This is a genomic window from Streptomyces hiroshimensis (assembly GCF_014650335.1).
Lineage (GTDB): Bacteria > Actinomycetota > Actinomycetes > Streptomycetales > Streptomycetaceae > Streptomyces > Streptomyces hiroshimensis.
The window spans coordinates 260,188-284,756 of record NZ_BMUT01000009.1 but is presented as its reverse complement, the minus strand read 5'-3'; the positions used below and the strand labels follow the sequence as shown (position 1 = coordinate 284,756).

Below are 24,569 nucleotides of genomic sequence, written 5' to 3'. Positions count from 1 at the left end.
CCCGGACCGGCAGCGAAGCGCCCACGCCGCACCGCCCCGGTGTCCGGAAGGCTGTGCATGTGCCGTCATCCAGACCGGCGACGACGGGACCAAGACGTTCGTCTGCCACCGCAAATAGGAAGGCACCCCCATGTTGCGCCGCATATCGTGCCCTCCATGGACCCTTTCGATGACCTGTTGCGGGGTGTGCGCGCCAACGGCGCGGTCTTCGGAGGGTCGGTGCTGTCGCCGCCCTGGGCCCTGCGCTTCACCGACGGCGCCTTCCTGACCCTGTGCGCACCGCTGCGCGGCGAGGGCTGGCTCGTTCCGGCGGAGGGCGGGCCGCGGCGGCTGACCTCGGGCGAGACGGCGATCGTGCGCGGACCGGAGCCGTTCGTCTTCACGGACGACCCGTCCTCGCCGGAAGGGTCGGCGGGCCCGGTGCGGGAGGTGTCCTGCGGCGGCCCGGACGCGGACGGCGGCGGCCCGGACACGGCCGACGGGGGCGTGGACGGCGAGGGCGCGGACGGGCGGACGGTGCTCATGGCGGGCGCCTACCGCGTGCCGGGGGAGGTGCCGCGCCGGCTGCTGCAGGTGCTGCCGCCCGTGCTCGTCGTCCCGGACGGCCACCACGACTGCTCGTCGATGCGCGGGTATCTGGAGTCGCAGTTGTCCGCGCGCCTGCCCGGGCGGCAGATCGTGGTGGACCGGCTGCTGGACTGGCTGCTGGTGTGCACGTTGCGGGACTGGTTCGACCGGCCCGAGGCGGCCTCGCCCGCCTGGTACCGGGCGCTGGGGGACGAGGTCGTGGGCCCCGTCCTGCGCGCGATGCACGAGGCCCCCGACCGGGCGTGGACCCTGGCCTCGCTGGCCACGGTCGCGGGGGTGTCGCGCTCGACGTTCGCCAAGCGCTTCCACGAGCTGCTCGGGGAGCCGCCGCTGGCGTACCTCACCGAGTGGCGGATGACGCTGGCCGTGGATCTGCTCGGCGAGCCCGGCGCCACGCTGGCGTCCGTCGCGCGCCGGGTGGGCTATGCCGATCCGTTCGGGTTCAGCACGGCGTTCAAGCGGGTGCGGGGGGTGAGCCCGAGCGCGTACCGGGCGGGGAACTCGGGAAACGCGGGAAACAAAGCGGCTGATCAGCCGGTTTTCGCGGGCTGAATCCAATGGATCCTTACCCGGATCCCAAACATAGGAATACGGCGAAGGTGGCCGGAAATTACGGTCGGCGGGCGGCGCCAGGCCACGCCGCCGGGATATTCAACTGCCCTGCACAAAGCGGAACTTGAGCGTCCGATTCATTCTTCCACCTGCCACTACCCGCCGTACCCGCCGAAAGCAATCAGCCATCTTTTCCGTGGAAATGTGACGGCAATCACAATCGCCGCAGTACAAGTCGCCATTCCGCCTAGGGTGATCGCGCTGCCCGATCAAGTGCTTATGAATGAACTGCGCTGCGGATTGCTTCACTTGTTAATCGCTCAGGGAGGCTGACGGTGGATAAAGCCGGCGACATCAACGACCCCGCACCCCCCTCACCCCCTTCCTCATCGCTTCCCTCCCACCACGAACCGCTGGAAGCGCCCTACCCTCCCGGCAGTCTCGACGGGGCCACGGCGTCCGTGGACTACACGGCCCTGGAGGAGCGGTACCCGCTCTACGCGAAGTTCGGCCAGGAGCTCGGGGACACCCCGCTGATCGAGCTTCCCGGCCCGGACGGTGGCGCGGCCGTGCTCGCCAAGTGCGAGTGGGAGAACCCGGCCGGTTCCATCAAGGACCGGGTCGCCTACGCCCTGCTCGGCAGCGCCCTGCAGCAGCACGGCGACCGCCCGCTCGACGAGCTCCGCGTCCTGGAGTACTCCGGCGGCAACCTCGCCAACGCCCTCTCCCAGCTCTGCGCGGAGCTGGGCGTCCGCTCCCGCTTCGTCCTGTCCTCGGCGAGCCCCCGCAGCCTGCTCGACACCCTCGCCGCCCGCGGAGCGCGCGTCGACCTCGTCGACAAGGAGCGCGGCTTCCTCGACGTGGTGCGCGAGGCCCTGCGCATCGCCGCCGACGAGCCCGAGTGGACCCTGCTCTACCAGCACCGCAACCCCGCCAACGCCCTGCTGCAGGAGCGCACCACCGGTGCCGAGCTCGCCGCGCAGCTCGGCGGCCGCGTCCCGGACGCCTGGGTGGCCTCCATCGGCACCGGCGGGACCCTCGTCGGCGTCCTGCGGGCGCTGCGCGCACGCTTCCCCGCCGTCCGGGCCGTCGGCGTCACCCCCGCCGAGCTCCCGTACGGCAGCGAGCAGCCGCCGAACGGGCAGCGCAAGTACGCCGGGTCCGGCGGCATGGGGCACGGCATCCGGCAGCCGTTCGTGACGCTCCACGACGCCGAGGTCGAGCACCGCACCGTCTCCTACCCGCGCGCCTTCGCCGCCATGGGGGAGTTCCACGACCTGACCGGCCTACGCATCGGCAGCTCCGCCGCCGCCAACTGGCTTGCCGCGAAGGAGACGGCCGCCGCCCTGCCGCCCTCCGCGACGGTCGTCACCGTGCTTCCCGACGCCGGGACGCCCGAGGAGTGGGAGCAGCTCGGACGATGACGCGCCACGCCGCCGCAGCGAACGCGATAGCCGCGATATCCGCGACAAGCACGACAACCACGAAAGACGTAACGACCACGAAAGACGTAACGACCGGCGGGGGGTGCTGACATGGCCCACCTGGTCCTGGTCGAGACGACCCCGACAGCCGGTTTCAAGGTCGTGAGCGAGGCCGTCGCGCTCGGCCACGAAGTCACCTTCGTCGCCCACTCCCTCGACCCCTACCTCGCCGCGGAAGGCGGCGAGGAGGCGCTGAAGATCCCGACCCGGCTGCTCACCGGAGTCCCCACCACGGACCCGGACGCCCTGCTCGACGTCATCGGCACGCTCCACCGCAAGCACCCCGTGCACGGCGTGCTCGCCCTCAGCGAGGGCCACCTGCCCGCCACCGCACAGGTCGCCGAGGCCTTCGGCCTGCCCTTCGAGAGCGCCGCGGTGATGCGGCGCCTGCGCGACAAGCACGCCGTACGCGAGCTCCTGGGCGCGGCGGGCGTCCCGCAGCCGGCCTTCCGGCGGGCCCTGACAGTCGCGGAGGCCGTGGCCGCGGCCGGGGAGCTCGGCTACCCGGTCGTGGTCAAGCCGTCCGACGGCTTCGGCTCGCTCCACGTCGGTGTCGCGAACGACGCCGCCGAGGTCGCCGCGCTGGCGGAGGCCATCGCCGGCACGCGCTCCTACGGGCGCGGGGTCGCCGGCAGCGGAGTGGCGCTGCTGGAGGCGTACGTCCCGGGCCCCGTCGTCAGCTGCGAGATGGTGACCGTCGACGGCGTCAGCACCCCGTACGGCTGCGTGGACCGCATGCTGGCCCCCGCGCCCCACCCGGTCGAGCTGGGCGGCTGCTTCCCCGCCGAGCTGGCCGACGACGTGCGCGAGGCCGTCGTCCGCGTGTGCGCCGACGCGCTCGCCGCCGTCGGCGTCCGCCGCGCGCACACCCACACCGAGGTGGTCCTCGGGCCGGACGGGCCGCAGATCATCGAGATCAACGGCCGGCTCATCGGCGGCTACGTCCCCACGATGATCAATTACGTCCTGGAGCGGAACATCTACCACGACGTCGTCGAACTCGCCCTCGGCGGCAGCCCGTCACCCGCCCCGGTGCGCGGCGTGGGCTGCATCCGGGCGATCACCGCACCCGCATCCGGCGTACTCGCCGGCATCGGCGCGGACGCGGCACGGCAGGCCCCCGGCACGGCCGAGGTGATGCTGCACGCCCGGCCCGGACAGGAGGTGCGGCCGGCCCGGAACAACTTCGACCGGCTCGGCTTCCTCATCACCACGGCGGCGACGGCCGCGGAGGCGCGGAAGGCGGCGGAAGAGGCGCACGACCTGGTGCAGGTAACGGTGGGTGCGTCGTGACCGCCCGACTGCACGTGCTGTGCGTCGCCGGGAGCCCGAGCGCCGGCTCCCACACCCGGGCCCTCGTCGGGCACATCGGCGGCCTCCTGGAACAGCGCGGCTTCGAGAGCGGCCTCGCGGACCTCGCCGTGCTCGACCTGCCGCGCAGCCACCCCGACCACTACTGGAGCGAGGCCCCCCACCCCGTGGGCCGGGCACGCGAGTTCATCGAGGCGGTCCTCGCCGCCGACGCGCTCGTCCTCGGGACGCCCGTCTACCACTCCGGGTACTCCGGGCTGCTGAAGAACGCCGTGGACCTCCTGCCGTCCGACGCCTTCGCGGGCAAGGCGGTCGGCCTGGTCTCCCACGCCGGCGGGCCGCGCGGCTCGGCCACCGCCTGTGAACAGCTGCGCCAGGTCGTGAAGGCGCTAGAGGGCTGGGCGGTGCCGATGCAGGTCAGTACGGTCTCCGCGGACTTCTCGCCCTCGGGGAGAGGCGGCGACCGGGCCCTGGACCTGACGGGCCCGGTGCACGCGCGGTGCGAGGAGCTGGCGGACCAGCTGGCGGCGTTCACGCGGGCGATGCGGGGCCGGGGTGCGGGGGCCGGGGCCGGCAGCGCGGTTGCCGGGGCGACTGCGGAGGTGGCGGCGTGAGCCCCTCCCCGTCTCCGTCCACCTCCCCTTCCCCCTCGCTCCTGCCCCGCTGTCTGCGCCTCCTCCGCGAGGACCTGAAGGTCGTCGCCGACCGCGACCCCGCCGTGCGCACGCGCGGCGAAGCGCTGCTCGCCCCCTTCCTGCCGGCCCTGTGGCTGCACCGGCCGGCGAGCGGGCTGCACGCGCGCGGCCACCGGGTCGCGGCGCGCGTCCTGTCGCTGATCGGCCGCTTCCTGTCCGGCGGGGTCGACATCCACCCGGGCGCGCGCGTCGGGCGGCGGCTGTTCATCGACCACGGCGCGGCCGTGATCATCGGCGAGGACGCCGTGATCGGCGACGACGTCACCCTCTACCACCAGGTCACGATCGGCGCGGTCGGCTGGTGGCGGGACCGGCACCGGCTGCCGGGCGAGCGACGGCACCCCACCCTCGGCGACCGCGTCGTGGTCGGGGCGGGAGCGTCCGTCCTCGGCCCGGTGCGCATCGGTGACGACAGCCTGGTCGGCGCGCACGCGCTGGTGACGGCCGACGTCCCGGCCGGGAGCCGGGTGTGGGCGCCGAAGAGCGAGGTCCACCCGAAGGGCAAGCCGGGCGTGGCACGGACGGCGGCCGGTACGGAAGCGGCGACGAACGCGACAGCGAAGAGGAAGCGAGGCGGTCTGTGAGCACGGGCACAGGAACGGATACGGGTACGGGTACGGGTACGGGTACGGGTACGGGCTCCGGCACCGGGGAGCACGCCGGCTACCGCGAGGTGCTGCGCGAGGCGTTCGTCCGCCGCTACGAGGACGGCGCGGACTCCTGGAGCGAGGAGCCTGCGATGCGGGAGCTGGTCCCGCTGCTCTGCACGGAGCTGGCGCCGGGCGGCTCCGTGATCGACATCGGCGCGGGCCGCGGGCGGGACATGGAGCTCCTGCTCGCCGCCGGCCACCGGGTCACCGCCGTCGACCTCGTACGGCTCCCCGACTGGGACGACATCGCCCGCCGCTACGGCGCCGCGGCGGCCTTCGAGGTCGGCAACTTCGCCGACCTGGCGGACGACCGCGTCTTCGACGCCGCCGTCGACAACGGCGTGCTCCACCACCAGGCCCCGGAGGACTACGCGCCCTACCTGGCGAACGTGCGGCAGCGGCTGCGCCCCGGCGGTCTGCTGGCCGTCAGCCTGTTCACCACCGCCGAGGAGCTCGCCGAGGGCGTCCTGAACCGCGCCGAGGACGGCCGCCTGTCGCGCTGGTTCAACGAGCGGGAGGCGACGGAGCTGCTGGCCGGCGCCGGCTTCACGGTGACCGCGGTCCGTACCGTGCGCAGAGAACTGCCGGGCCTCGCCTACCTGCTGGTCCTTGCCCGCCGCGACGCGTGATCCGTACGAAGGTCTGATACCGATGACCGCTCCGTCCCGAGGGGGCCACGGCCCCGCCGAGGCCGCCCCCGCACCGGCGCCCGCGCAGCCGCGCAGCCGCATGTTCGCCTCGCTCGCCGTCCGCAACTACCGCTACTTCTTCTTCGGCCAGTTCATCTCGAACTCCGGTACGTGGATGCAGTTCGTCGCCCAGGACTGGCTGGTCTTCCACCTCACCGGAAGCACCTTCGCCGTGGGCGTCACCACGGCTCTGCAGTTCCTGCCGGTGCTGCTCTTCGGCCTGTTCGGCGGCGTGGTGGCCGACCGGTACCCGAAGCGGCGGATCCTGCTGACCACGCAGGGCACCATGGGCCTGCTCGCGGCCGCCCTCGCCGTGCTGACGCTGACCGACGTCGTCGTGGTCGCCCACGTCTACGTCTTCGCGTTCCTGCTCGGCCTCATGAACGTCTTCGCCAACCCGGCGATCCAGACGTTCGTCCCCGAGATGGTGGGGCCGGAGCGCGTCGCCAACGCGGTCAGCCTGGGCGCGGTGAACTTCCAGAGCGCCCGGCTGCTCGGCCCGGCCGCCGCCGGACCGCTGATCGTCGTCATCGGCAGCGGCTGGGCCTTCGCCCTCAACGCGCTCTCCTACGTCGCGGTGATCGCCTCGCTGCTGGCCGTACGGGTCGGCGAGCTGCGCCCGACGGCGTCGCAGCCGCGCGAGAAGGGCCAGATCAGAGCGGGTCTGCGGCATGTGCGCGAGCATCCCGAGCTCGTACGGCCCATCGTGCTGGTCGGCTTCGTCTGCACCTTCGGCTTCAACTTCCCCACGCTGCTGTCGGGCTTCGCGTACAACGTCTTCGACGGCGGCGCGAAGGAGTTCGGCTTCCTCACGACGGCGGTCGGCCTGGGCGCCCTGGCCGGGGCGCTGATGTCGGCGCGGCGCCGCAGCAGCCGCACGGTGGTGCTGGTGGGGACGGCGGCCGCCTTCGGCGCCCTGGAGGCCGTCACGGCGCTGGCGCCGTCCGTCTGGCTCTTCGGGGCGCTGATGGTGCTGGTGGGGCTACTGAGCGTGACGTTCTCGACGACGGCCAACTCCCTGGTGCAGCTGAACACCGATCCCGCGATGCGCGGCCGCGTCATGGGGCTGTACATGCTCGTGTACACGGGCGGGACGCCTGTCGGCGGCCCGGTCGTGGGCTGGGCCGTCCAGCACTACGGGGCGAGGGCGGGAATCCTGGCGTGCGGGCTGGTCGCGGTGGCCGCCGCGGCGATCGTCGGGCTGATCGCCCTGCGGGCTCCTCGTGCTCCTCGTGCGGGCGCGGGTGCGGATGGCTAGCGTGGCATCGGGGGAACGCTCGGGGATCGCTCGCTGATCGCTGGGAAGGAGCCGGAACCATGGCCGCGCAAGCAGAGGGCATGCCGTGCTGGGCCGACGCGATGTTCACGGACATCGAGAAGGCCAAGGACTTCTACGGTGCCGTCCTGGGATGGACGTTCGGCGAGAGTGCGACGGAGTTCGGCAACTACACCGAGGCGTACTCCGACGGAAAGGCCGTGGCCGCCGTCGTACCCCCCATGCCGGGCCAGGAGGGCACATCCGCCTGGTGCCTGTACTTCGCCTCGCCCGACGCCGCCGCCACCGCGGGAAAGATCCGCGCGGCCGGCGGCGAACTGCTGATGGAGCCGATGACGGTCGGCGACTTCGGCACCATGGTCCTCGCCCGCGACCCCTCCGGCGTCACCTTCGGCGTCTGGCAGGCGGGCACCCACGAGGGCTTCCAGAAGCGCGGCGAGCCGGGCGCGTACTGCTGGGCAGAGGTCTTCACCCGCGAACCCGGCCAGGCCGACGCCTTCTTCCCGGCCGTCTTCCCCTACGGGCTGCAGCACATGAAGGGCGAGGCGGACGCCGACGACGAGCAGATCGACTTCAAGCTCTTCGACCTCGGCGGCGAAACGGTGCTCGGCCGCATGGCGATGGGCGAGGAGTTCCCGCCGGAGATCCCGCCGTACATCCAGATCTTCTTCGCGGTGGGCGACTGCGACGCGGCGGTGGCCACGGCACGGGACCGCGGCGGCGCACTCCACTTCGGCCCGATGGACAGCCCCTTCGGCCGCTTCGCGGCCCTGACCGACTCCCAGGGCGCGGCCTTCGCCGTCATCGACCTGAAGACGACGAAGGGCGCGATGCCGGAGCTGACGGCGGAGCGGTGACCACGCGCGTCCGGAGCTCCTCCGGCACGGCGGTGCCCCAGGGCCGGGCACCGCCGCGTCACCGACTCAGACCGCAGTCCGCTCCACGGGGATCCACAGCTCCGCGTCCGCGTGTGCCGCGTCCTGCGACAGCCGGGTGCGCAGGATTTCGGGGCCCGGCCTGCTCTGGTACGGGTTGGACGGGAACCACTGCGTGAACACGTCCCGCCACAGGTACTGGAGCGCCTGCGGGAACGGCCCGGAGCTCTCGAAGACGGCCCATGTCCCCGCCGGGACGGTGAGCGCGTCCAAGTCCGCGGGCACGTCGGCCCCGGTCACCACGCCGTGGTAGTAGTCGAGTTCGGTTCCCTCCGCCCGGCTCGGGTCGAGGTCGTCGCTCACCCCTACGATCCCCTCCGGCTGCTGATCGGACAGGGCGGCGATGCGCCGTATCGTCTCCTGGTCGATGCCCCGGATGAAATCGGCGATCACCGGATTCACCCCCTCATGGACCAGAGGGGCACGGACCTTCTTGCCGGCCACGCGGAACTGCTCCTTCTCCACGACCCGGTATCGCATGCTGCTACTCCCTTCGACAACAAGACGGAAGGACATCCGAGGCTGGGAGCGCAGAGCGGCACCGGTCTGCCGGGCCTCACGCGGCCCCACACCGTGCACGCCCCGGAACGCACGCGCGAACGCCTCCCCCGAGCCGTAGCCGTAGCGCACCGCGATCTCCAGCAGCGTCCGCTCCCCGGCGAGCACTTCGGCCCCGGCGACGGTGAGCCGCCTGCGCCGGATGTACTCCGACAGAGAGATCCCCGCCAGCGCGGAGAACATCCGGCGGAAGTGGTACTCCGACGTCACCGCGATCCGCGCCAGCTCGGTCGCCTCGATCCGCTGATCGAGATGCGACTCGATATGTTCCAGGGCCTCGTTCAGCCGCTCCAGCACCTCGGTCTCCTTCCCTTACGTCCCTCACGTTAGGAAGGCCGCATCCTGCCGGACCCGACATTCTGTGCCCGGTCCGGTCAGTACTACGAGCTCGCTTCCGCGCGCGGCTCGAACCACACGCACTTCCCGACCACATTCAGCTCGTCCCACACGAGGGTCACCCCGGAATCGACGGAGAGGCTTCTGACGAGCCTGAGCCCCCGCCCGTCCTCCAGCGAGGTGCGCGCGGTCGCCTGAAGCACGGCGCTGACGAACTCCCGCGCGACGCGAGCGGTGGTGGGGGAGGCGGGCGCGGAGAGGTAGTAAGCCTCCGTGAACCTGCCGTTGTCCTCCTCCGGCGCTCGTTCTGCTGCTCATACGCGCGGACATGCACCCCGGACTGTCGCCCATGGTGGGCGCCGTGCCCGGCGGATTGGCTGTAGCCATGACGAACGCCGCTCCCAAGAACACGACTCCTGTGAAGAACACCGCCTCCCGCCCCGACATCCTCGTCCTCGGCGCCACCGGCAAGACCGGACGCCGGGTGGTCCGTACCCTCCGCGCCGCCGGTGTGCCCGTCCGGGCGGCCTCCCGGTCCGGGGAGGTGCGCTTCGACTGGACCGAACCGGCCACGTGGGCCGCCGCCCTCAAGGGCGTCTCGGCCGTCTACCTCATCGCCCCCGACGAGGGGTACGAGGCCGTGCCCGTCTTCGCCCGGCAGGCCGTCGAGGCGGGCGTGCGGCGCTTCGTCGTCCTCTCCGGGCGCGGGATCGCCCATGTCGGCGAGGACTTCGGGCAGGGCATGGCCGTCGCCGAGAAGGCCGTCCGCGACTCCGGCGCCGAGTGGGCGGTCGTCCGGGCGAACAACTTCAACCAGAACTTCAGCGAGGACCTGTGGTGGCGGCCGCTCCGCGAGGGGCGTCTCGCGCTGCCGATCGGGGACGTGCCCGAGCCGTTCGTCGACGCGGACGACGTCGCCGAGGTGGCGGCGGCGCTGCTCACCCGCGCCGGCGCCGAGCACACCGACGACGTGTACGAGGTCTCCGGGCCGCGCGGGCTGACCTTCGGCGAGGCCGTCGCGACGATGGCCCGCGCCGCGGGGCGGGAGATCGCCTACGTGGAGCTGACGCCGGAGGAGTACCGCGCCGAACTGCTCGCGGCCGGCTGGACCGAGGCGGCCGCGAACGCCTTCGACGCGCTCTTCGCCCTGCACCGCACAGGCCTCACGGCCGAGCCCGCCGACGGGGTGCGGCGCGTCCTCGGCCGCGCGCCGGCCGACTTCGGTGCGTACGCCACGAAAATCGCCGCGACGGGGGCGTGGGCCCGGGTTGAATGACCATGATCACCGGCGGTCGGCGGGCCCGCGGTCCGGCCGGCCGGCCGCCGGCACACCACACTCCCGGAGGAGTCGCATGGTCAGCACTCAGGCGCTGGTGGGCATTGCCGCCGTGGAACTCGGCATGGTCCTCACCCCCGGCCCCAACATGATCTACCTGGTGTCCCGTTCGATCACGCAAGGGCGGCGGGCCGGGCTCGTCTCCCTACTGGGCGTCGCGGTGGGCTTCTTCGTCTACCTGCTGGCCGCCGTCGCCGGCCTCGCCACGCTCTTCAGCCTCGTACCCGCCGTCTACACGGCCCTCAAACTGGCCGGCGCCGGCTATCTGGCCTACCTCGCGTGGAAGACCCTCAAGCCCGGCGGGGTCTCGGCGTTCGACCCGAAGCCGCTGCCGCCGGACCCGGCGCGCAAGCTCTTCACGATGGGGCTGGTCACCAACCTCCTCAACCCGAAGATCGCCGTCCTCTTCATCTCCGTGCTGCCGCAGTTCATCGAACCCGACCGGGGCTCCGTGGCCGGGCAGAGCCTCGTCCTCGGCCTCACCCTGATCGCGGTCGCCATCACCGGCAACGCCCTGATCGCCATGAGCGCCGGTGCCATATCCGGCTTCCTGCGGCGGCGGCCGCGGTGGCTGCGGATGCAGCGGTACGTGATGGGGACGGTGCTGGCGGGCATCTCGGTACGGGTCGCGACGACCTGAGCCGCCGGCCGGGGGGAGGAGGAGGCCACCCCCGCGTGTGGAGACCGTTCACCACCCGCGGCCCGAAGTGTGTGCACGCCTCCCCTCCTCCGCGGCGCCCCCGCGGCGGCATCGTGACAGTGCAGCCGGCTGCGGCTGCCGTGGTGCGAGGCATAAGGGGGAGTGCCGTGAACAAGGCGGCGATGGTGACGGGGCTGCGGCATGGGGGGCGGCACGGGGGGCGGTTCCCGGCGGCGGGCGGGCCGGGGGGCCTCGGCCCGGGATCCGGGCGGGCCGCCGGGCCGGGGGCCGTGTCGGCGGCCGGGCCGGGGATCCCCGACGACCTCGTCGCCGAGATGGCCGAGGCGCTGTTCCGGTCGCTGCGCCGCAGCGACCAGCGCAGCAAGGGCGAGCAGTATCTGCACGGGCTGCTCGCCGCGAACGGCCGCAAGACCATCCAGAACATCGCGGGCGCCGTCGACGCACCCGGCGGCCAGCAGAGCCTGCACCACTTCATCTGCAGCTCCACCTGGCACTGGAACCCGCTGCGCGAGGCCCTCGCCCACTACGTGGAAGGCATCGCCCCCGCGCGCGCCTGGGTCGTACGGCAGCTGATCATTCCCAAGCGGGGCGAGCACTCGGTCGGCGTGCGGCGGCAGTTCGACCCGGAGCTGGGCGAGACGGTCAACGCGCAGCGCGCGTTCGGGGTGTGGCTCGCCTCCGGGGCGATGACCGTACCGGTGCACTGGCGGCTCTTCCTGCCCGACGGGGCCGACGGGGCGGACGAGCAGGGCGCCGGCATCCCCGCGTCGGCGCTGCGCGAGGAGACCGCGGACGAGAGCGCGACGGGCACGGTCCTCGACGACCTGCGGAAGTGGAAGCTTCCGCGCCGTCCCGTCGTGCTGGACGTGCCCACGACCCGGGTCGGGCCCGCGGTGCGGCGCTTCGCCGAGGCGGGCCTGCCGGTGCTGGCCCGCGTGTGCGGCGCGACGCGGCTGGTCGTGGCCGAACCGGCGCTGCCGGGCCACGGCCTGGGGCCCGTCCCCGCCCTGCGGATCCTCCAGGGCGTACGGGGCCTGCGGCGCCGGATCGCGGGGGCGGGGCTGGTGGCCGCGGTGCCGGTGACACTGCCGGTGGGGCACGGGCGCCTGCCGGCAGGCGGGCAGCGGCCCGGGCTGCTGCTGGGCGAGTGGCGCGATCCGGAGGGCGCGCCCGAGCGGATCTGGCTGACGGACATGGTCCGCACGCCCGTCGGCGAACTGGCGCGGCTGGCCCGTCTGGCCCATGACACGGCGGCGGACTGCGAGGAGGTCGGCGCGCGCGTGGGCCTCCGCGACTTCAAGGGCCGCTCTTTCCCGGGCTGGCACCGCCACATGACCCTGTCCTCGGCGGCGTACGCGGTCTCGTCCCTGACCTCGGCCTACGCCCTGACGGGCGAGGCCCTGTACGCGTGACGGCGCCGACGCCGGCGGTGCCCACCCCAGGGGTCGTGGGTGCTGCCCCGCACCCCCACCCCCGCCGCAACGGCGCTCAACCCCCACGGTGGCAACCGGCGGTGCCGCACCCGCCTCAGGCACGCTCGGCACCGCCGGACACGTCGTGATCGCTTGCTCGCCGCCGCGGCGGAAGGAGATTGCCGACCCGGCAGCCGGGATGGGCGCCCCGCCCGCACCCCCACCCCGCCGGACGGCGGCTACGCGTCGCCGCCCGGCCGCCGGCTCAGCAAGTGCCTCGTGCGCTGGAGCCGCAGCGCGAGCTGGATTTCCAGGGCGCGGTCCGGTTTCTGCCACGTCGGGCCCAGGAGTTCCGTGATGCGTTCCAGGCGGCGGTAGACCGTGTTGGGGTGGACGTGCAGGACGTCCGCCGCCGCCGTCGCGCTGCTGCCCGAGGCGAAGTAGACCTCCAGCGTGTGGGTGAGCTCGGTCAGGCGGAGCATGTCGTATTCGAGGACGGGGCCGAGCGCGGAGTGGACGAAGCCGTCGACGTCGTGGTCCTCGGCGAGCAGCACGCCGAGGAAGCCGAGTTCGCCGGGCGAGGCGTAGCCTCCGGTGTCGCCGAGGGCCGTCAGGGCGTCCACGCAGCGCAGGGCCTCCTGGTAGGCCTGGTGGACGGCGCCGTCGCCCGTCACCGGCCCCGCCGCCCCGACCGTCACCGGGTGGTGCAGGAGCGGCGTGAGCTCCTCGGAGACGGCTTTGGCGGTGGCCCCGGCGTCGCCGCCGGGCAGCAGCAGCACGATGCTGCCGTCGAGCACGCTCTTGAGGCCGGACATCCGGTAGGCGTACGAGGAGGCCCAGACGACGGCCCGGCCCTGGGGCCCGCCCTCGGGCCGGGCGACGACCACGACGTGCGGCTGGGTGAGGTCGACGGTGAGCCGCCGTGCGCGGTCGGCGAGCCGCGCCGACAGCGGGCGGCGGCCGGAGAGGAGTTCGTCGAAGAGCTCGTCGCGGACCTGGCCCTCCACGAGGGCCGTGTTGCGCTGGATGAGCAGCAGCGTCGCGCAGACCTGGGCGGTGGAGTGCAGCAGGCGCACTTCCTTGTCGGTGGGCGGCTGCGCGGGGACGAGCACGAGCGCCCCGAGCGCCTCGGACCCGGCCGCGGCGGAGGCGACCCAGGCGCGCTCCCCGGCCCGGACGGGCGCCCGCCCGGCGTGGGCGTCGAGGACGGCCTTGGCGATGTCGGCCTCGTCGAGCGGGGGCGGGGCGGGGTCGCCGACGACGGCGAGGGTGCGCCCGTCGGCGTCGCGCACGATCAGCGCGCCGTCGAGCACGGCCGCGGCCTCGGCGGCGACGGCGGGCAGGTCGCAGCCGTCGAGTACGAGGTCGATGAGCCGGCTGCGGACGTCCGCGAGGCGCCGTTCGGTCGTCAGGTAAGTGCGGGCGCGGGAGCTGTCCAGCTCCAGCTCGGTGACCTCGGCGCGGGCGCTGTCGAGGAGGCGCGCCTTCTCGATGGCGACGGCGGCGAGGTCGGCGAGCGAGCGCATGAGCCCGATCTCGTCGGGCGCGAAGTGCCGGATCTTGCGGTTGGCGCCGTAGAGCGTGCCGAAGACGGAGTCGCCGTGCTGCAGGGGCACGGACATGACGGCGTGCAGGCCCTCGGCCCGGACGACCTCGTCGATCTCCTCGGAGTGGGGGATGCGGTCGTCGCCGAGGTAGTCGGCGGTCCAGGAGGGCGCGGCCTGCCCGTGGACGACGCCGCCGAGGCCGTGCCCGCCGGCCACGCGCAGGCCCACGTTGAGAGCGGTGGTGTCGCCGTCGGAGGCGCGGATGCAGGAGCTTTCGCCGTCGGGGTCGAGGAGGCCGATGTAGGCCATGTCGAAGTTGAGGAGGCGGCGCGCCCGGTGCGAGATGACCTTGAGGAGGGTGTCCAGGTCGTAGGGGAGGGTGAGGTCGCGGGCGGTGTCCACGAGCGCGGTGAGCCCGGCCTCGCGCTGCTCGTGCCGGCCGAAGAGCGCGTGGACGCCCAGGGCGAGCTCCGTGGCCTGTTCGAGCTCGGCGAGGGCGGAGCCGGTGAGGCCGCTGCGGCGGGCCTCGCGGACCAGGGCCTCGAAGCGGCCGGGCGGGGCCTCCTCGGCGAGCAGTCTGAGCACGGTGATCGCACTTGCCGTGGTGGAGTGCACGGCGCGAGTCATCTCCGTACCCCCAGAGTCGTCTCTCTCCGGACCCTTCAGGTGAAGCGTCCCCCCGCGGGTGAACGTAAGCGGATTGGACTGGACCAGTCAACTTTGCCCGGTCTTGGTGTACACCGTCCACACCCCTCCCCGCCCCACACGGTGAACCGCCCACCTTCCCCTGACCTGCGGTTTCAGCAAGGGTGAAGGGTGCGTGGCGCGCGCCGCAGCAAGCGCGCGCCGGTTCTGACTGGGGGGACGAAATGCAGGAAACAGGACAGGCGCACCTACAGAGTTACGTGCGATCGCTCCGGCGCAGCGCGGAGTCGCTGCACCGGCCCGACCGGCCGGACGTCTTCACTCTGGACGGCCGGGAGTGGGACCTTCTGGACGGCGTGTTCGCCCCGCCGTTCTCCGCGGCGACGGGGGTGGCCATGGAGCTGCTCGACGCAGAGCTCGCCGGCCCGCCGCACGGACGACCGCACGGACGGCCGCACGGACGGCCCCGCTCCCTGCTGGAGATCGGCTGCGGCACGGGCGTCATCGCCGTCACCGCCGCCCTCACCGGGCACGGCCGCGTCGTGGCCTCCGACATCAGCCCGCAGGCCGCCCGCAACACCGCCCTCAACGCCGCCCGGCACGGCGTCGCCGACCGCGTCCGAACGCTCTGCGGCGACCTGTTCGCCCCGCTCCGCGAGCTCGGCGAGGACGGCAAGGACGGCGAGGGCGAGCGCTTCGACACCGTCTACTGGCACTCCAACTTCGTCAAAGCGCCGGAGCACTACGTCTACGGGTCGATGCACGAGCGCGCCTACGTCGACGCCGGGTACGCGGCCCACCGCCGCTACCTGGCCGGCGCGCACGACCACCTGGCGCCGGGCGGGCGGGTCCTGCTCCACTTCAGCGACCGCGGCGACATCCTCGGCCTGCGCCGGACGGCCCGCGAGTGCGGGCGCGGGCTGCGGGTCCTGCGCAGCCGGAGGGTCCGGGAGGGGCAGGAGACGGTCGAGCACATGCTGCTCGAAGTGACCGCGGCAAGGGCTGCGCTGAGACCCGCCGCCTAGAGCGCGCCCGGCCGGCGGCGAACGCCCGCACGACCCCGGCGAACACCCGGCCCCGGCCTTACGGCACCATCACGGCACCCTCACAGCACTCTCCACGGCACTCCTCACGGCACTTCACGGCACGCACCTCACGGCACTCTCCACGGACGACATCACTGTGCGCACTCTGCTCGTCGACAACTACGACTCCTTCACCTACAACCTGTTCCACTACCTGGCCCGCGTGAACGGGCAGCCGCCGGAGGTCGTCCGCAACGACGACCCGGACTGGCACCCCGGCCGCCTCGCGGAGTTCGACAACGTCGTCCTCTCCCCCGGGCCCGGCACCCCGCTGCGCGACGCCGACTTCGGGATCTGCCGCGCCATCGCCGAGCGCACCGACCTGCCGCTGCTGGGCGTGTGCCTGGGGCACCAGGGCATCGGGATGCTGCACGGCGCGACCGTCGGCCGGGCCCCGCGCCCGCACCACGGCCGCACCTCCCCCGTCCTGCACGACGGCACCGGCCTCTTCGCCGGCCTGCCCTCGCCCTTCGAGGTCGTGCGCTACCACTCCCTCGCCGTCACCGACCTGCCCGGCGTCCTGAAGGCGACGGCCTGGACGCCCGACGGGGTGCTGATGGGCCTGGAGCACCGGGAGCGGCCGCAGTGGGGCGTGCAGTTCCACCCCGAGTCGGCGGGCAGCCACTACGGCATCGAGCTGCTGGCCAACTTCCGCAGGCTGACGGAGGAGCGGCGGCCGGCGAACCGGACCGCGAACCGGCCCACGGTCGAGCTCACCCAAGCGCCCCCGGCGCCCGCCGCCCACCCCCGCCGCACCCTCCGCGTCCTCGCCGAGCAGCTGCCCACCCGCTGGGACGACGAGACCGTCCACGCCCGCCTCTTCGGCGGCGACGGCGACGGCAACGACGGCGACGGCCGGCACGGAAGCAACCCGCACACCTTCTGGCTGGACAGCAGCCGCCGCGACGGCGAACTGGGCCGCTTCTCCTTCATGGGGGACGCCTCGGGCCCGCTCGCCCGCGTCGCCAAGGCCGACGTGTGGACCTCCACCGTCACGGTGCACTCCGCCGGAGGCGCCCGCACCGACATCGTCTCGGGCGCCTTCCTGGAGTGGCTCGACCGCGACCTCGCCGCGACCCGCGCGAGCGTCCCGGAGCTGCCCTTCGACTTCGCGCTCGGCTGGGTGGGCTACCTGGGCTACGAGCTGAAGGCCGAGTGCGGCAGCCGGGCCGTGCACCGCTCTGAGGAGCCGGACGCGTACATGGTCTTCGCCGACCGGGCCGTCGTCCTCGACCACGCGACCGGCACCACGTACCTGCTGGCCCTGGCCGAGGACGGGAACGAGGACGGACGCGGGAGCGAGCGCGACGCCCGCGCCTGGCTGGCCGCGACCGCCCGCCGGCTCGCCGCCCTGGCCGGCGAGCGGACCCCGTACGCCGGTCCCCCGGCGCCCCTGTCGGAAGCGCGCCTGCGCCACGACCGCTCCGCCTACCTGGGCCTGATCGACGAGTGCCTGGAGGAGATCGCGGCGGGCGAGACGTACGAGGTGTGCCTGACGAACATGGCCGAGGCGCGCGGCGACCTCGACCCCTGGCAGGGCTACCAGTACCTGCGCCGCTTCAGCCCGGCCCCGTTCGGCGCGCTGCTGCGCTTCGGCGACCTGTCGGTGCTGAGCACCTCGCCGGAGCGGTTCCTGCGCGTCGACAGGAACGGCGCGGCCGAGTCCCGTCCCATCAAGGGCACCCGCCCGCGCGGCGCGACGGAGCAGGAGGACGCGGCGCTCCGCGCCGAGCTGCTCGTCCACGAGAAGGACCGCGCCGAGAATCTGATGATCGTCGACCTGGTCCGCAACGACCTGGGCCGCTGCGCCGAGACCGGCAGCGTGGACGCGTCCGGCAGCTTCCGGGTGGAGACGTACGCGACGGTGCACCAGCTGGTGAGCACCGTGCGGGCCACGCTCCGCCCGGACGTCTCGGCGGTGGCCTGCGTCCGCACCGCCTTCCCCGGCGGCTCGATGACCGGCGCGCCGAAGCTGCGCACCATGCGCATCATCGACCACCTGGAGAACGGCCCGCGCGGCGTCTACTCCGGCGCCCTCGGCTACTTCTCGCTGACCGGGGCCGCCGACCTGAGCATCGTCATCCGCACGGCCGTGGTCACGCCCGGGCGGGTCCGCTACGGGGTGGGCGGCGCGATCGTCGACCTCTCCGACGCGGCGGAGGAGTTCGAGGAGACCGTGGTGAAGGCGGCCCCGCTGCTGGCGCTGACGGCGCCGAGCAGCTCGCTCCAGCGCAGGGACCGCAGCCGCACGGCGCGGTCGGCCAGCTCGCGCGTGGTGTGCACGTAGCCGGCGCCCAGGATCTCCAGGGAGTCCAGGACCCGGGCGGCGGCGCGGCCCCGCCCGGTCACGGCGTCGCCGCGCGGGTTGCCGCGCTCGGCGACGGCCTCCAGCGTCGCCGGGCTCATGGTGGTGATGGCGTCCCAGACGACGAGCTCGTCCACGTAGCGGGTGTCGGGGATGCCCGGGGTCCGTACGGCCGTGTCCGTCCAGCGCATCCGGTGCGGGCGGGCGCCGTGGGCCGCGAGCTCGCGCCAGGCGGGCCCGGCGAGCAGCTGCTCGTGGCAGTGGAAGACGAGCCGCGCCGACGCGAGCGCGGCCTCTCCCCGCATCACCTGCGCCGCCTCCGAGGAGGAACGGCGCAGCCGCTCGTCGAAGGCGGCGTCCACGGGCGCCAGCGGCACCGAGACGACGGCCTGGAGCGCGGCGAGGTCGCGGCCCGCGCGGCGGGCCCGGCTCAGGCCGTCCAGCCAGGCGGCGGCCGCGAGGTCGTAGTGGGCGGGCGAGAGCACGGGCCCGACGTCCACGCCGACGCCCTCGGCCAGGCAGTCGGCGGCCGCGGCCAGCCCCTCGGGGCAGGCGGGCAGGGCGACCAGGGCGTTGGGGCGGTCCACGGCCCGCCACAGGCGCAGCGCCGTCGCCGTGTCCGCGACGGGGCCGACCTCCACCGCGACGTGCCCGTCGCGGCCGCCGGTGCGCTCGTGGACGGGCAGCAGCACGTCGCAGGCGCGCCGGGCCTCGGCGGCGAGCAGCGACTCGGCGCACGGCCCGGCCTCGCGCAGCGGGCGGCCCGCCCACGGTGCGCGGGCGCGCCGGCGCAGGGACCGGGTCAGGGGCTCGGGCCCCAGGGCCAGCCCGGTGATCAGCCCGTCGTCGACGAGCCGGGCCAGCCGGCGCGGGTTGGGCTCGTGCCACCCGGCACCGTCCAGCCAGCGCGAGACGCCCTCGTCCGCCAGCAGGCTGATGACGCCCGCGCCGCACACCTTGTCACTCCTTGCCCTGCCGGCCATCCGGCAGCATCACGTTCCCGGCGGCATCACCTTGCCGGCAGCATTCGTGCGAGACCGCGCCGCTCGATGCACGCCGCGGAATCCTCGGCGGAAATGCCGTACCAGTCAAGGAAGCTGATGGTGCGTCGCGCTTCGTCGTGGCGCAGGTCATCCCGGCCGCCGCCCGCCGGCCCGGCCGGGGTTACCGACGGCACCCCGCCGAGGGCACCGCGCGCGCCCTCCGGCAGGGCGAGGGTCGCGCCCGGCGCCGCGAGTTCCGCGAGCCCGGCGAGAATGTCACTTTTTCCGGAGCGGACGGGCAGGCTGCCGGAGCGGACGGGCGGGCCGCCGAGGGACCACACGGGCCGCGGCTCCCGCGCACCGGCCGCGGCCAGGGCGCGCCAGCGCGGCGACGCGAGGAAATCCCGGTGCGCGCGCTGCACGAGCCGGGCGGTGGCGAGGCCCGCCCGGCCGCGCAGCGCCGCCGTCTCGTGCCCGCCGACCGCGTCCAGCCGGGCGTCGACGACGGCGTCGATCCGGCGTACGGGCACGGAGGCGGCGGTGTGCAGGCCGGAGAGGTCCAGCCCCGCGGCGCGGGCGCGCTCCAGGCCCGCGCGGAAGGCGTCGAGGACCCGCCCGTAGCGGGCGGCCGAGCCGATCCAGGCCACGTGCACGCCGATGCCCTCGGCCAGCAGGTCCGCCACGGCGGGCAGCGCCCGGGGCGCGGCCGGCACGCAGACCAGCAGGCCGGGGCGGGCGACGAGCCCGTGCAGGACGCGGGCCTCGCCCAGCACCGCGGCGGCGTCGCCCGCGCCGCGCACGGTGAGCTCGGCGGAGACCGTGCCGCTGCCGGCGCCGCCGCCGGCGGGGGACAGTGCGGCGCAGGCCCGGCGCAGCTCCTCCGTGGTGGCGTGCGGGCCGCAGGCGAGGCCGGTGACCTGCCGGTCGTGGACGAGCCGCCGCAGCGCGCCGGGGGTGAGCCGGTCGCGGCCGGCGTCCTCGATCCATACGGACACGGCCGGGCGGGCCGGTGCGCCGCCGTGGACCGGTCGGTCGAGGGTCGCGGTCAGGGGTCCAGTCATGGACCGGAACTCTGCGGCGTACCACCCGCCTCCGGCAATTCTGCGGCGCGCAAGCGTCAGGAATTCACGGGAGTGTCATCTCCCCCAATTCCCGTACCTGACAACTCCTTTGCCATCTGACAGCAACGCGATACGGGCTTGGCGGCGCGGCTTACCGCCTTCCACGATCACTTCCCGAATCACCGCAGAACACCGAACCCTCGGGGGAGAGAACGTGATGGAGAAGCCCGTAACGACGCCGGGACTCGTGACGCGGAGCGACCGCGTGGACGCCTGGAAGGTCAGCGCGTCGATGCCCGTGCACTACGAGATCCAGGTGTGCGACGACGCCTTCGGGCTCGGCAACACCGCGCTGCTCGGACACGCGGGGCAGCGCCCCGAGCGCATCCGCCGCTTCGTCGTCGTCGATGCCAACGTCCTCGCGCTGCACGGCGACCGCATCCGCAGCTACTTCGCGCACCACGGCGTCGAGTACGCGCTGCACGCCGTGCAGGTGGACGAGACCGTCAAGAGCCTGGACACCGCCACGGAGATCGTGCGCGCCCTGGACGCCTTCGGCATCGACCGCCGGCGCGAGCCGATCGTCGTGATCGGCGGCGGCGTGCTGATGGACATCGTGGGCCTGGTCGCCAACCTCTACCGCCGCGGCACGCCCGTCGTCCGCGTCCCCACCACGCTCATCGGCCTCGTCGACGCGGGCGTGGGGGTCAAGACCGGCGTGAACTTCAACAACCACAAGAACCGCCTGGGCACCTACTTCGCGTCCTCCCTCACCCTCCTCGACCGCTCCTTCCTGGTCACCGTCGACCGCCGGCACATCGCCAACGGCCTCGCCGAGATCCTCAAGATGGCCCTGATCAAGGACGCGCGCCTGTTCGACCTGCTGGAGGAGTACGGCCCGCGGCTGCTGGACGAGAAGTTCCAGGGCACCACCCCCGCCCTGGAGCGCGCCGCGAGCGAGGTCGTCCAGCGCGCCATCCACGGGATGCTGGAGGAGCTCCAGCCCAACCTGTGGGAGACCGAGCTGGAGCGCGTCGTCGACTACGGGCACACCTTCAGCCCCACCGTCGAGATGCACGCCCTGCCCGCCCTGCTGCACGGCGAGGCGGTGTGCGTCGACATGGCGCTGACCACCGTCCTCGGCTGGCGCCGCGGCCTGGTCTCCACCGGGCAGCGCGACCGCGTCCTGGCCGTGATGCGCTCCCTCGAACTGCCCAGCTGGAACGCCCTGCTGGAGCCGGGCCTGCTGGCCGAGGCGCTGGCCGACACCGTGCGCCACCGCGACGGGCAGCAGCGGCTGCCGCTCCCGGCCGGCATCGGCGAGGCGGTCTTCGTCAACGACGTCACCGAGGACGAGCTCGCGGTCGCCGTCGACGACCTGCGCCGCCTCGGCAGCGCGCAGGAGGCCGTCCGTGCCTGAGGTCACCGAGACCCCCGCGGCCACCGCGCCCGGCGAGCCCAGGGCACTCGCCGCCCCCGCCGCACTCCTCGCCGACGTCTCCGGCGCCGCCGACATCCACGGCGTGCACGGCGCGGCCGGCCTCACCCACTGGAAGTGCCTGGCGAGCCGCCGCGATCTGCGCGGGGACTGGGAAGCCGTGGAATGGGCCAGCATTCCGCCCGGCGGCGTCAGCGGCGAACACCGGCACACCCGTACCGAGGAGATCTATTTCATCCTCTCCGGCCGCGGTGAATTCCTGCTGAACGGCACCGCGCACCCCGCCCGCCCCGGCTCCCTCCTGCTCACCGGTACCGGCGCCGTGCACGGCCTGCGGAACACCGGCGAGGACCACCTGGACTGGCTCGTCATCGAAATGCTCACACCCCCCACGGCCGGTGCGCTGCGGGGCGACACGCCGCGCCCGGCGGAGGAGAAGACTGTGAATCCGGCGAATCCAGTGAATTCGGTGAATCCGGCGAATGCCGAACTGCACGACCTGCGCGCCGAGCGCTCGGTCGACCCGGGCCGGGTCTTCACCGGCCCGCTGCGCACCGTAGAGATCGACGCGCTGGAGCCGAGCGCCACGCGCACCCTGCACTCGCGCGGCGCCGAGCACACCGTCTTCGTGCTCTCCGGCTCCGGCTGGGCCGCCTCGGGCGGCGCCACCGCCGAGCTCACCCCCGGCACCGCCCTGACGCTGCCGCTGGGCACCACCGCCGAGATCGCCGCCAACCACGACGGCATGGAGTTCTTCCACGCCGAACTCGCCGTACCGGTCGCGCCCGCGGCCGCCGGGGAGGCGCGGTGATCATCCAGCGCGCGGACGCCTCCGCCCGCTTCCTGAACGCCGCGGGCCCCTCGGCCGAGTGGGCCTGCCTGGCCCGCCGCGGAATGCTCCACAGCGAGTGCGAGGCCGTCGACCTGCTGCGGCTCGGGCCGGGCGCGACCGCCGCCCACCGCCCGGACGAGGGCATCGAGCAGGCCCTCTACGTCCTCGCCGGCCGGGGCGAGGCCACCTCCGGCGGCACCACCCGCCCCGTAGGAGCGGGCGAACTGCTGCTCGCGCCGCACGACTGCCGGCTGACCGTACGCGCCCTGGACGAGGGCCTGGAGCTGCTCACCGTACGCGTCCTGCCCGCGCGGACCACCGGCCGCCTGCCCGCGCGGATCCCGGAACTCCCGGAGGAGCAGCGCATGGAGTGCGTCCGATGACCGGCACCGACGCCGGGACGAGCACCCCCACCCCCACCCCCACCGACAAGAGGAGCGGGAACGTCATGAGCAAGGTGAGCCGGCGCGGCTTCCTCGCCCGGACCGGCGGAGTGGCCGGCGCGGCCGTCGGCGCAGCCGCCGTGCCGGGCCTGACCGGCGGCGCCACGGCCGTGGCGGCCGACAAGGGCGCGGTGGGCCGCCTGTCCCTGGGCACCGACCTCGTCACCGTCAAGCGCGGCGAGGCCCGCTACGGCGACCTGATCACCGGCTTCAACCAGCGCTGGGCCGGCAAGCCGGACGCCGTGCGGCTGCCCACGACCACCGAGCACGTCGTCAAGGCCGTCCAGGAGGCGGTCGACGGCAAGAAGACGCTCACCGTGCGCGGCGGCGGGCACGGCTTCGAGGACTTCGTCTTCCGGCCCGACGTCGAGGTCGTCCTCGACATGACCCTCATGGACGCCGTCTACTTCGACACCGACCGCAAAGCCTTCGCCGTCGAGGCGGGCGCGACCCTGCTCGACGTCTACGAGACGCTCTACGAGGGCTGGGGCGTCGTCATCCCGGGCGGCGTCTGCTACGCCGTCGGCATCGGCGGGCACGCCTCGGGCGGCGGCTACGGCATGCTCTCCCGCAAGCACGGCCTGGTCGTGGACCACCTGTACGCCGTCGAGGTCGTGACCGTGGACGCGTCGGGCAAGGCCAGGGCGGTCGTCGCGACGCGCGAGGAGAACGACCCGAACCGCGACCTGTGGTGGGGCTACGCGGGCGGCGGCGGGGGCAACTTCGGCGTCATCACCCGCTACTGGTTCCGTTCGCCCGGCGCCACCGGCTCCGACCCGTCCAAGCTGCTGCCGAACCCGCCCGCCGAGGTCCTCGTCACGGCCGCCGCCTGGCCCTGGGAGAAGGTCACCCAGCGCGGCTTCACCGAGTTCGTGAAGTTCTACGGCGAGTGGCACGAGAAGAACAGCGGCGCGAACTCCCCCTACGCGGGCCTGTGCAGCTGGCTGTTCCTCAACCACAAGGCCTCGGGCGCGCTCGGCATGCTGCTCCAGATGGACGGCACCGCGCCGGACGCCGAGAAGCTCGTCAACGACTTCCTCAACGGCCTCAACAAGGCCCTCGGCGTCGCCCACCAGGAGGTCGGCGAGCAGGTCGGCGAGCTGCGCCCCATGCCGGAGTTCGCCAGCACCAAGCGCCTTCCGTGGCTCAAGGCCACCCGCTACATCGGCACCAGCAGCGAGCTGCAGACCAACCCCACCTTCCGCGGCGAGCACAAGTCCGCGTACATGAAGAAGGGGTTCCCGGACCACCAGATCGCCGCGATCTGGAAGCACCTCACCCGCGGCGACTACGCCAACAAGTACGGCGGCCTCGTCGCCACGTCCTTCGGCGGCCGCATCAACGAGACCGCCCCCGACGCGACCCCCGTGGCCCAGCGCAGCTCGGTCCTCAAGCTGCTCTACCAGACGTACTGGACCGACCCGGCGGACGACGCGAAGAACCAGGCCTGGCTGCGCGAGTTCTACCGCGACATGTACGCGGAGACCGGCGGCGTGCCCGTGCCGAACGCCGTGACGGACGGCTGCTACGTGAACTACGCGGACAGCGACATCAGCGATCCGAAGCTCAACACCTCGGACGTGCCCTGGTACCGCCTCTACTACAAGGACAACTACGCCCGCCTGCAGAAGGTGAAGGCGAAGTACGACCCGAAGAACGTCTTCCGGCACCGCCAGTCGGTCCAGCTCCCCTCCTGATAGGGCATCCCCGTGTCGCAGAAGCCGCACCACTCCGCGAGCCCACCGGG

General features: G+C 73.5%; 21 protein-coding genes and 1 pseudogene. 17 read left to right on the top strand and 5 right to left on the bottom strand.

Translation table 11 applies throughout. The features are described from left to right. Positions 1–156: 156 nt before the first annotated feature. The 8 genes from IE241_RS21675 to IE241_RS21640 all read left to right on the top strand — a co-directional run bounded on the left by IE241_RS21675 (position 157) and on the right by IE241_RS21640 (position 8,102). Complete coding sequence (locus IE241_RS21675; protein ID WP_190023446.1) at positions 157–1,140, top strand: AraC family transcriptional regulator; 984 nt, start codon at positions 157–159, stop codon at positions 1,138–1,140. A gap of 335 nt (positions 1,141–1,475) precedes the next feature. Next, on the top strand, positions 1,476–2,564 hold the full coding sequence (locus IE241_RS21670; RefSeq protein ID WP_229899598.1) for a PLP-dependent cysteine synthase family protein: 1,089 nt from the start codon (positions 1,476–1,478) through the stop codon (positions 2,562–2,564). Positions 2,565–2,675: 111 nt separating this feature from the next. After that, positions 2,676–3,917, top strand: a complete 1,242-nt coding sequence (locus tag IE241_RS21665; RefSeq protein ID WP_190023445.1) for an ATP-grasp domain-containing protein — start codon at positions 2,676–2,678, stop codon at positions 3,915–3,917. Next, on the top strand, positions 3,914–4,549 hold the full coding sequence (locus tag IE241_RS21660; protein ID WP_190023444.1) for an NADPH-dependent FMN reductase: 636 nt from the start codon (positions 3,914–3,916) through the stop codon (positions 4,547–4,549). Before IE241_RS21665 ends, IE241_RS21660 begins: the two co-directional genes overlap by 4 nt. After that, the gene (gene epsC / locus IE241_RS21655) at positions 4,546–5,214 is read left to right on the top strand and encodes a serine O-acetyltransferase EpsC (protein WP_229899596.1); all 669 of its coding nucleotides are present in this window, start codon (positions 4,546–4,548) and stop codon (positions 5,212–5,214) included. The genes IE241_RS21660 and epsC overlap by 4 nt, the downstream gene beginning before the upstream one ends. Next, positions 5,211–5,909 carry a class I SAM-dependent methyltransferase gene (locus tag IE241_RS21650; RefSeq protein WP_190023443.1) on the top strand — a complete coding sequence of 233 codons (699 nt, stop codon included), beginning with the start codon at positions 5,211–5,213 and terminating at the stop codon, positions 5,907–5,909. Before epsC ends, IE241_RS21650 begins: the two co-directional genes overlap by 4 nt. A 22-nt stretch (positions 5,910–5,931) precedes the next feature. Then, complete coding sequence (locus IE241_RS21645) at positions 5,932–7,227, top strand: MFS transporter (RefSeq protein WP_190023442.1); 1,296 nt, start codon at positions 5,932–5,934, stop codon at positions 7,225–7,227. Positions 7,228–7,286: 59 nt separating this feature from the next. Continuing rightward, positions 7,287–8,102, top strand: a complete 816-nt coding sequence (locus IE241_RS21640) for a VOC family protein (RefSeq protein WP_190023441.1) — start codon at positions 7,287–7,289, stop codon at positions 8,100–8,102. Positions 8,103–8,168: 66 nt separating this feature from the next. Here the strand turns inward: IE241_RS21640 and IE241_RS21635 are convergent, their stop codons facing one another. Both IE241_RS21635 and IE241_RS21630 read right to left on the bottom strand, forming a co-directional pair. After that, a complete protein-coding gene (locus IE241_RS21635; RefSeq protein WP_190023440.1) occupies positions 8,169–9,035 on the bottom strand; it encodes an AraC family transcriptional regulator in 867 nt (288 codons plus the stop codon). 83 nt (positions 9,036–9,118) lie between these two features. Then, a complete protein-coding gene (locus tag IE241_RS21630; RefSeq protein WP_190023439.1) occupies positions 9,119–9,277 on the bottom strand; it encodes a hypothetical protein in 159 nt (52 codons plus the stop codon). 182 nt (positions 9,278–9,459) lie between these two features. On the opposite strand from IE241_RS21630, the gene IE241_RS21625 reads away from it, so the two are divergent. The 3 genes from IE241_RS21625 to IE241_RS21615 all read left to right on the top strand — a co-directional run bounded on the left by IE241_RS21625 (position 9,460) and on the right by IE241_RS21615 (position 12,483). Further along, on the top strand, positions 9,460–10,350 hold the full coding sequence (locus IE241_RS21625; RefSeq protein ID WP_190023438.1) for an NmrA family NAD(P)-binding protein: 891 nt from the start codon (positions 9,460–9,462) through the stop codon (positions 10,348–10,350). Positions 10,351–10,426: 76 nt separating this feature from the next. Beyond that, positions 10,427–11,050: a LysE family translocator gene (locus IE241_RS21620; protein ID WP_190023437.1), complete on the top strand. Its 624-nt coding sequence runs from the start codon at positions 10,427–10,429 to the stop codon at positions 11,048–11,050. Between the two features lie 335 nt (positions 11,051–11,385). Continuing rightward, positions 11,386–12,483, top strand: a complete 1,098-nt coding sequence (locus tag IE241_RS21615; protein ID WP_444545153.1) for an IS701 family transposase — start codon at positions 11,386–11,388, stop codon at positions 12,481–12,483. 239 nt (positions 12,484–12,722) lie between these two features. On the opposite strand, the gene IE241_RS21610 is transcribed toward IE241_RS21615, so the two are convergent. Next, positions 12,723–14,657 carry a helix-turn-helix domain-containing protein gene (locus tag IE241_RS21610; protein ID WP_190023435.1) on the bottom strand — a complete coding sequence of 645 codons (1,935 nt, stop codon included), beginning with the start codon at positions 14,655–14,657 and terminating at the stop codon, positions 12,723–12,725. A 278-nt stretch (positions 14,658–14,935) separates the two neighbouring features. Here IE241_RS21610 and IE241_RS21605 point away from each other — a divergent pair, with 278 nt between their 5' ends. Both IE241_RS21605 and pabB read left to right on the top strand, forming a co-directional pair. After that, positions 14,936–15,700 (top strand): methyltransferase domain-containing protein, encoded by a 765-nt coding sequence (locus tag IE241_RS21605; RefSeq protein WP_229899594.1) that lies wholly within the window; start codon positions 14,936–14,938, stop codon positions 15,698–15,700. A 157-nt stretch (positions 15,701–15,857) separates the two neighbouring features. Further along, the gene (pabB, locus tag IE241_RS21600) at positions 15,858–18,047 is read left to right on the top strand and encodes an aminodeoxychorismate synthase component I (RefSeq protein WP_190023433.1); all 2,190 of its coding nucleotides are present in this window, start codon (positions 15,858–15,860) and stop codon (positions 18,045–18,047) included. Here pabB and IE241_RS34270 read toward each other — a convergent pair. Together IE241_RS34270 and IE241_RS21595 are read right to left on the bottom strand one after the other, a co-directional pair. Further along, positions 18,032–19,048 (bottom strand): annotated as a pseudogene (locus IE241_RS34270) (transaldolase family protein); the annotation flags it as partial. The gene pabB and the pseudogene IE241_RS34270 overlap by 16 nt on opposite strands. 26 nt (positions 19,049–19,074) lie before the next feature. Next, positions 19,075–20,109, bottom strand: coding sequence for a transaldolase family protein (locus IE241_RS21595; RefSeq protein ID WP_190023432.1), 1,035 nt, complete (start codon positions 20,107–20,109; stop codon positions 19,075–19,077). A gap of 217 nt (positions 20,110–20,326) precedes the next feature. On the opposite strand from IE241_RS21595, the gene IE241_RS21590 reads away from it, so the two are divergent. Genes IE241_RS21590 through IE241_RS21575 form a run of 4 tightly spaced genes read left to right on the top strand, consistent with a single transcriptional unit; the run spans position 20,327 to position 24,519 of the window. Further along, positions 20,327–21,529: a sedoheptulose 7-phosphate cyclase gene (locus IE241_RS21590; protein WP_190023431.1), complete on the top strand. Its 1,203-nt coding sequence runs from the start codon at positions 20,327–20,329 to the stop codon at positions 21,527–21,529. Beyond that, positions 21,522–22,358 (top strand): cupin domain-containing protein, encoded by an 837-nt coding sequence (locus IE241_RS21585; RefSeq protein ID WP_190023430.1) that lies wholly within the window; start codon positions 21,522–21,524, stop codon positions 22,356–22,358. The genes IE241_RS21590 and IE241_RS21585 overlap by 8 nt, the downstream gene beginning before the upstream one ends. Continuing rightward, on the top strand, positions 22,355–22,762 hold the full coding sequence (locus IE241_RS21580; RefSeq protein WP_229899592.1) for a cupin domain-containing protein: 408 nt from the start codon (positions 22,355–22,357) through the stop codon (positions 22,760–22,762). The genes IE241_RS21585 and IE241_RS21580 overlap by 4 nt, the downstream gene beginning before the upstream one ends. Further along, positions 22,759–24,519 carry an FAD-binding oxidoreductase gene (locus IE241_RS21575; protein WP_308433730.1) on the top strand — a complete coding sequence of 587 codons (1,761 nt, stop codon included), beginning with the start codon at positions 22,759–22,761 and terminating at the stop codon, positions 24,517–24,519. The genes IE241_RS21580 and IE241_RS21575 overlap by 4 nt, the downstream gene beginning before the upstream one ends. The last annotated feature ends 50 nt before the right edge of the window (positions 24,520–24,569 follow it).

What these genes read in the sequence shown, in the direction of transcription:
- IE241_RS21675 (WP_190023446.1), top strand. Translation starts at nt 157, where the DNA reads ATGGACCCTTTCGATGACCTGTTGCGGGGTGTGCGCGCCAACGGCGCG.
- IE241_RS21665 (WP_190023445.1), top strand. Translation starts at nt 2,676, where the DNA reads ATGGCCCACCTGGTCCTGGTCGAGACGACCCCGACAGCCGGTTTCAAG.
- IE241_RS21645 (WP_190023442.1), top strand. Translation starts at nt 5,932, where the DNA reads ATGACCGCTCCGTCCCGAGGGGGCCACGGCCCCGCCGAGGCCGCCCCC.
- IE241_RS21640 (WP_190023441.1), top strand. Translation starts at nt 7,287, where the DNA reads ATGGCCGCGCAAGCAGAGGGCATGCCGTGCTGGGCCGACGCGATGTTC.
- IE241_RS21625 (WP_190023438.1), top strand. Translation starts at nt 9,460, where the DNA reads ATGACGAACGCCGCTCCCAAGAACACGACTCCTGTGAAGAACACCGCC.
- IE241_RS21620 (WP_190023437.1), top strand. Translation starts at nt 10,427, where the DNA reads ATGGTCAGCACTCAGGCGCTGGTGGGCATTGCCGCCGTGGAACTCGGC.
- IE241_RS21615 (WP_444545153.1), top strand. Translation starts at nt 11,386, where the DNA reads ATGGCCGAGGCGCTGTTCCGGTCGCTGCGCCGCAGCGACCAGCGCAGC.
- IE241_RS21610 (WP_190023435.1), bottom strand. Translation starts at nt 14,657, where the DNA reads ATGACTCGCGCCGTGCACTCCACCACGGCAAGTGCGATCACCGTGCTC.
- IE241_RS21595 (WP_190023432.1), bottom strand. Translation starts at nt 20,109, where the DNA reads ATGACTGGACCCCTGACCGCGACCCTCGACCGACCGGTCCACGGCGGC.
- IE241_RS21590 (WP_190023431.1), top strand. Translation starts at nt 20,327, where the DNA reads ATGGAGAAGCCCGTAACGACGCCGGGACTCGTGACGCGGAGCGACCGC.
- IE241_RS21575 (WP_308433730.1), top strand. Translation starts at nt 22,759, where the DNA reads ATGACCGGCACCGACGCCGGGACGAGCACCCCCACCCCCACCCCCACC.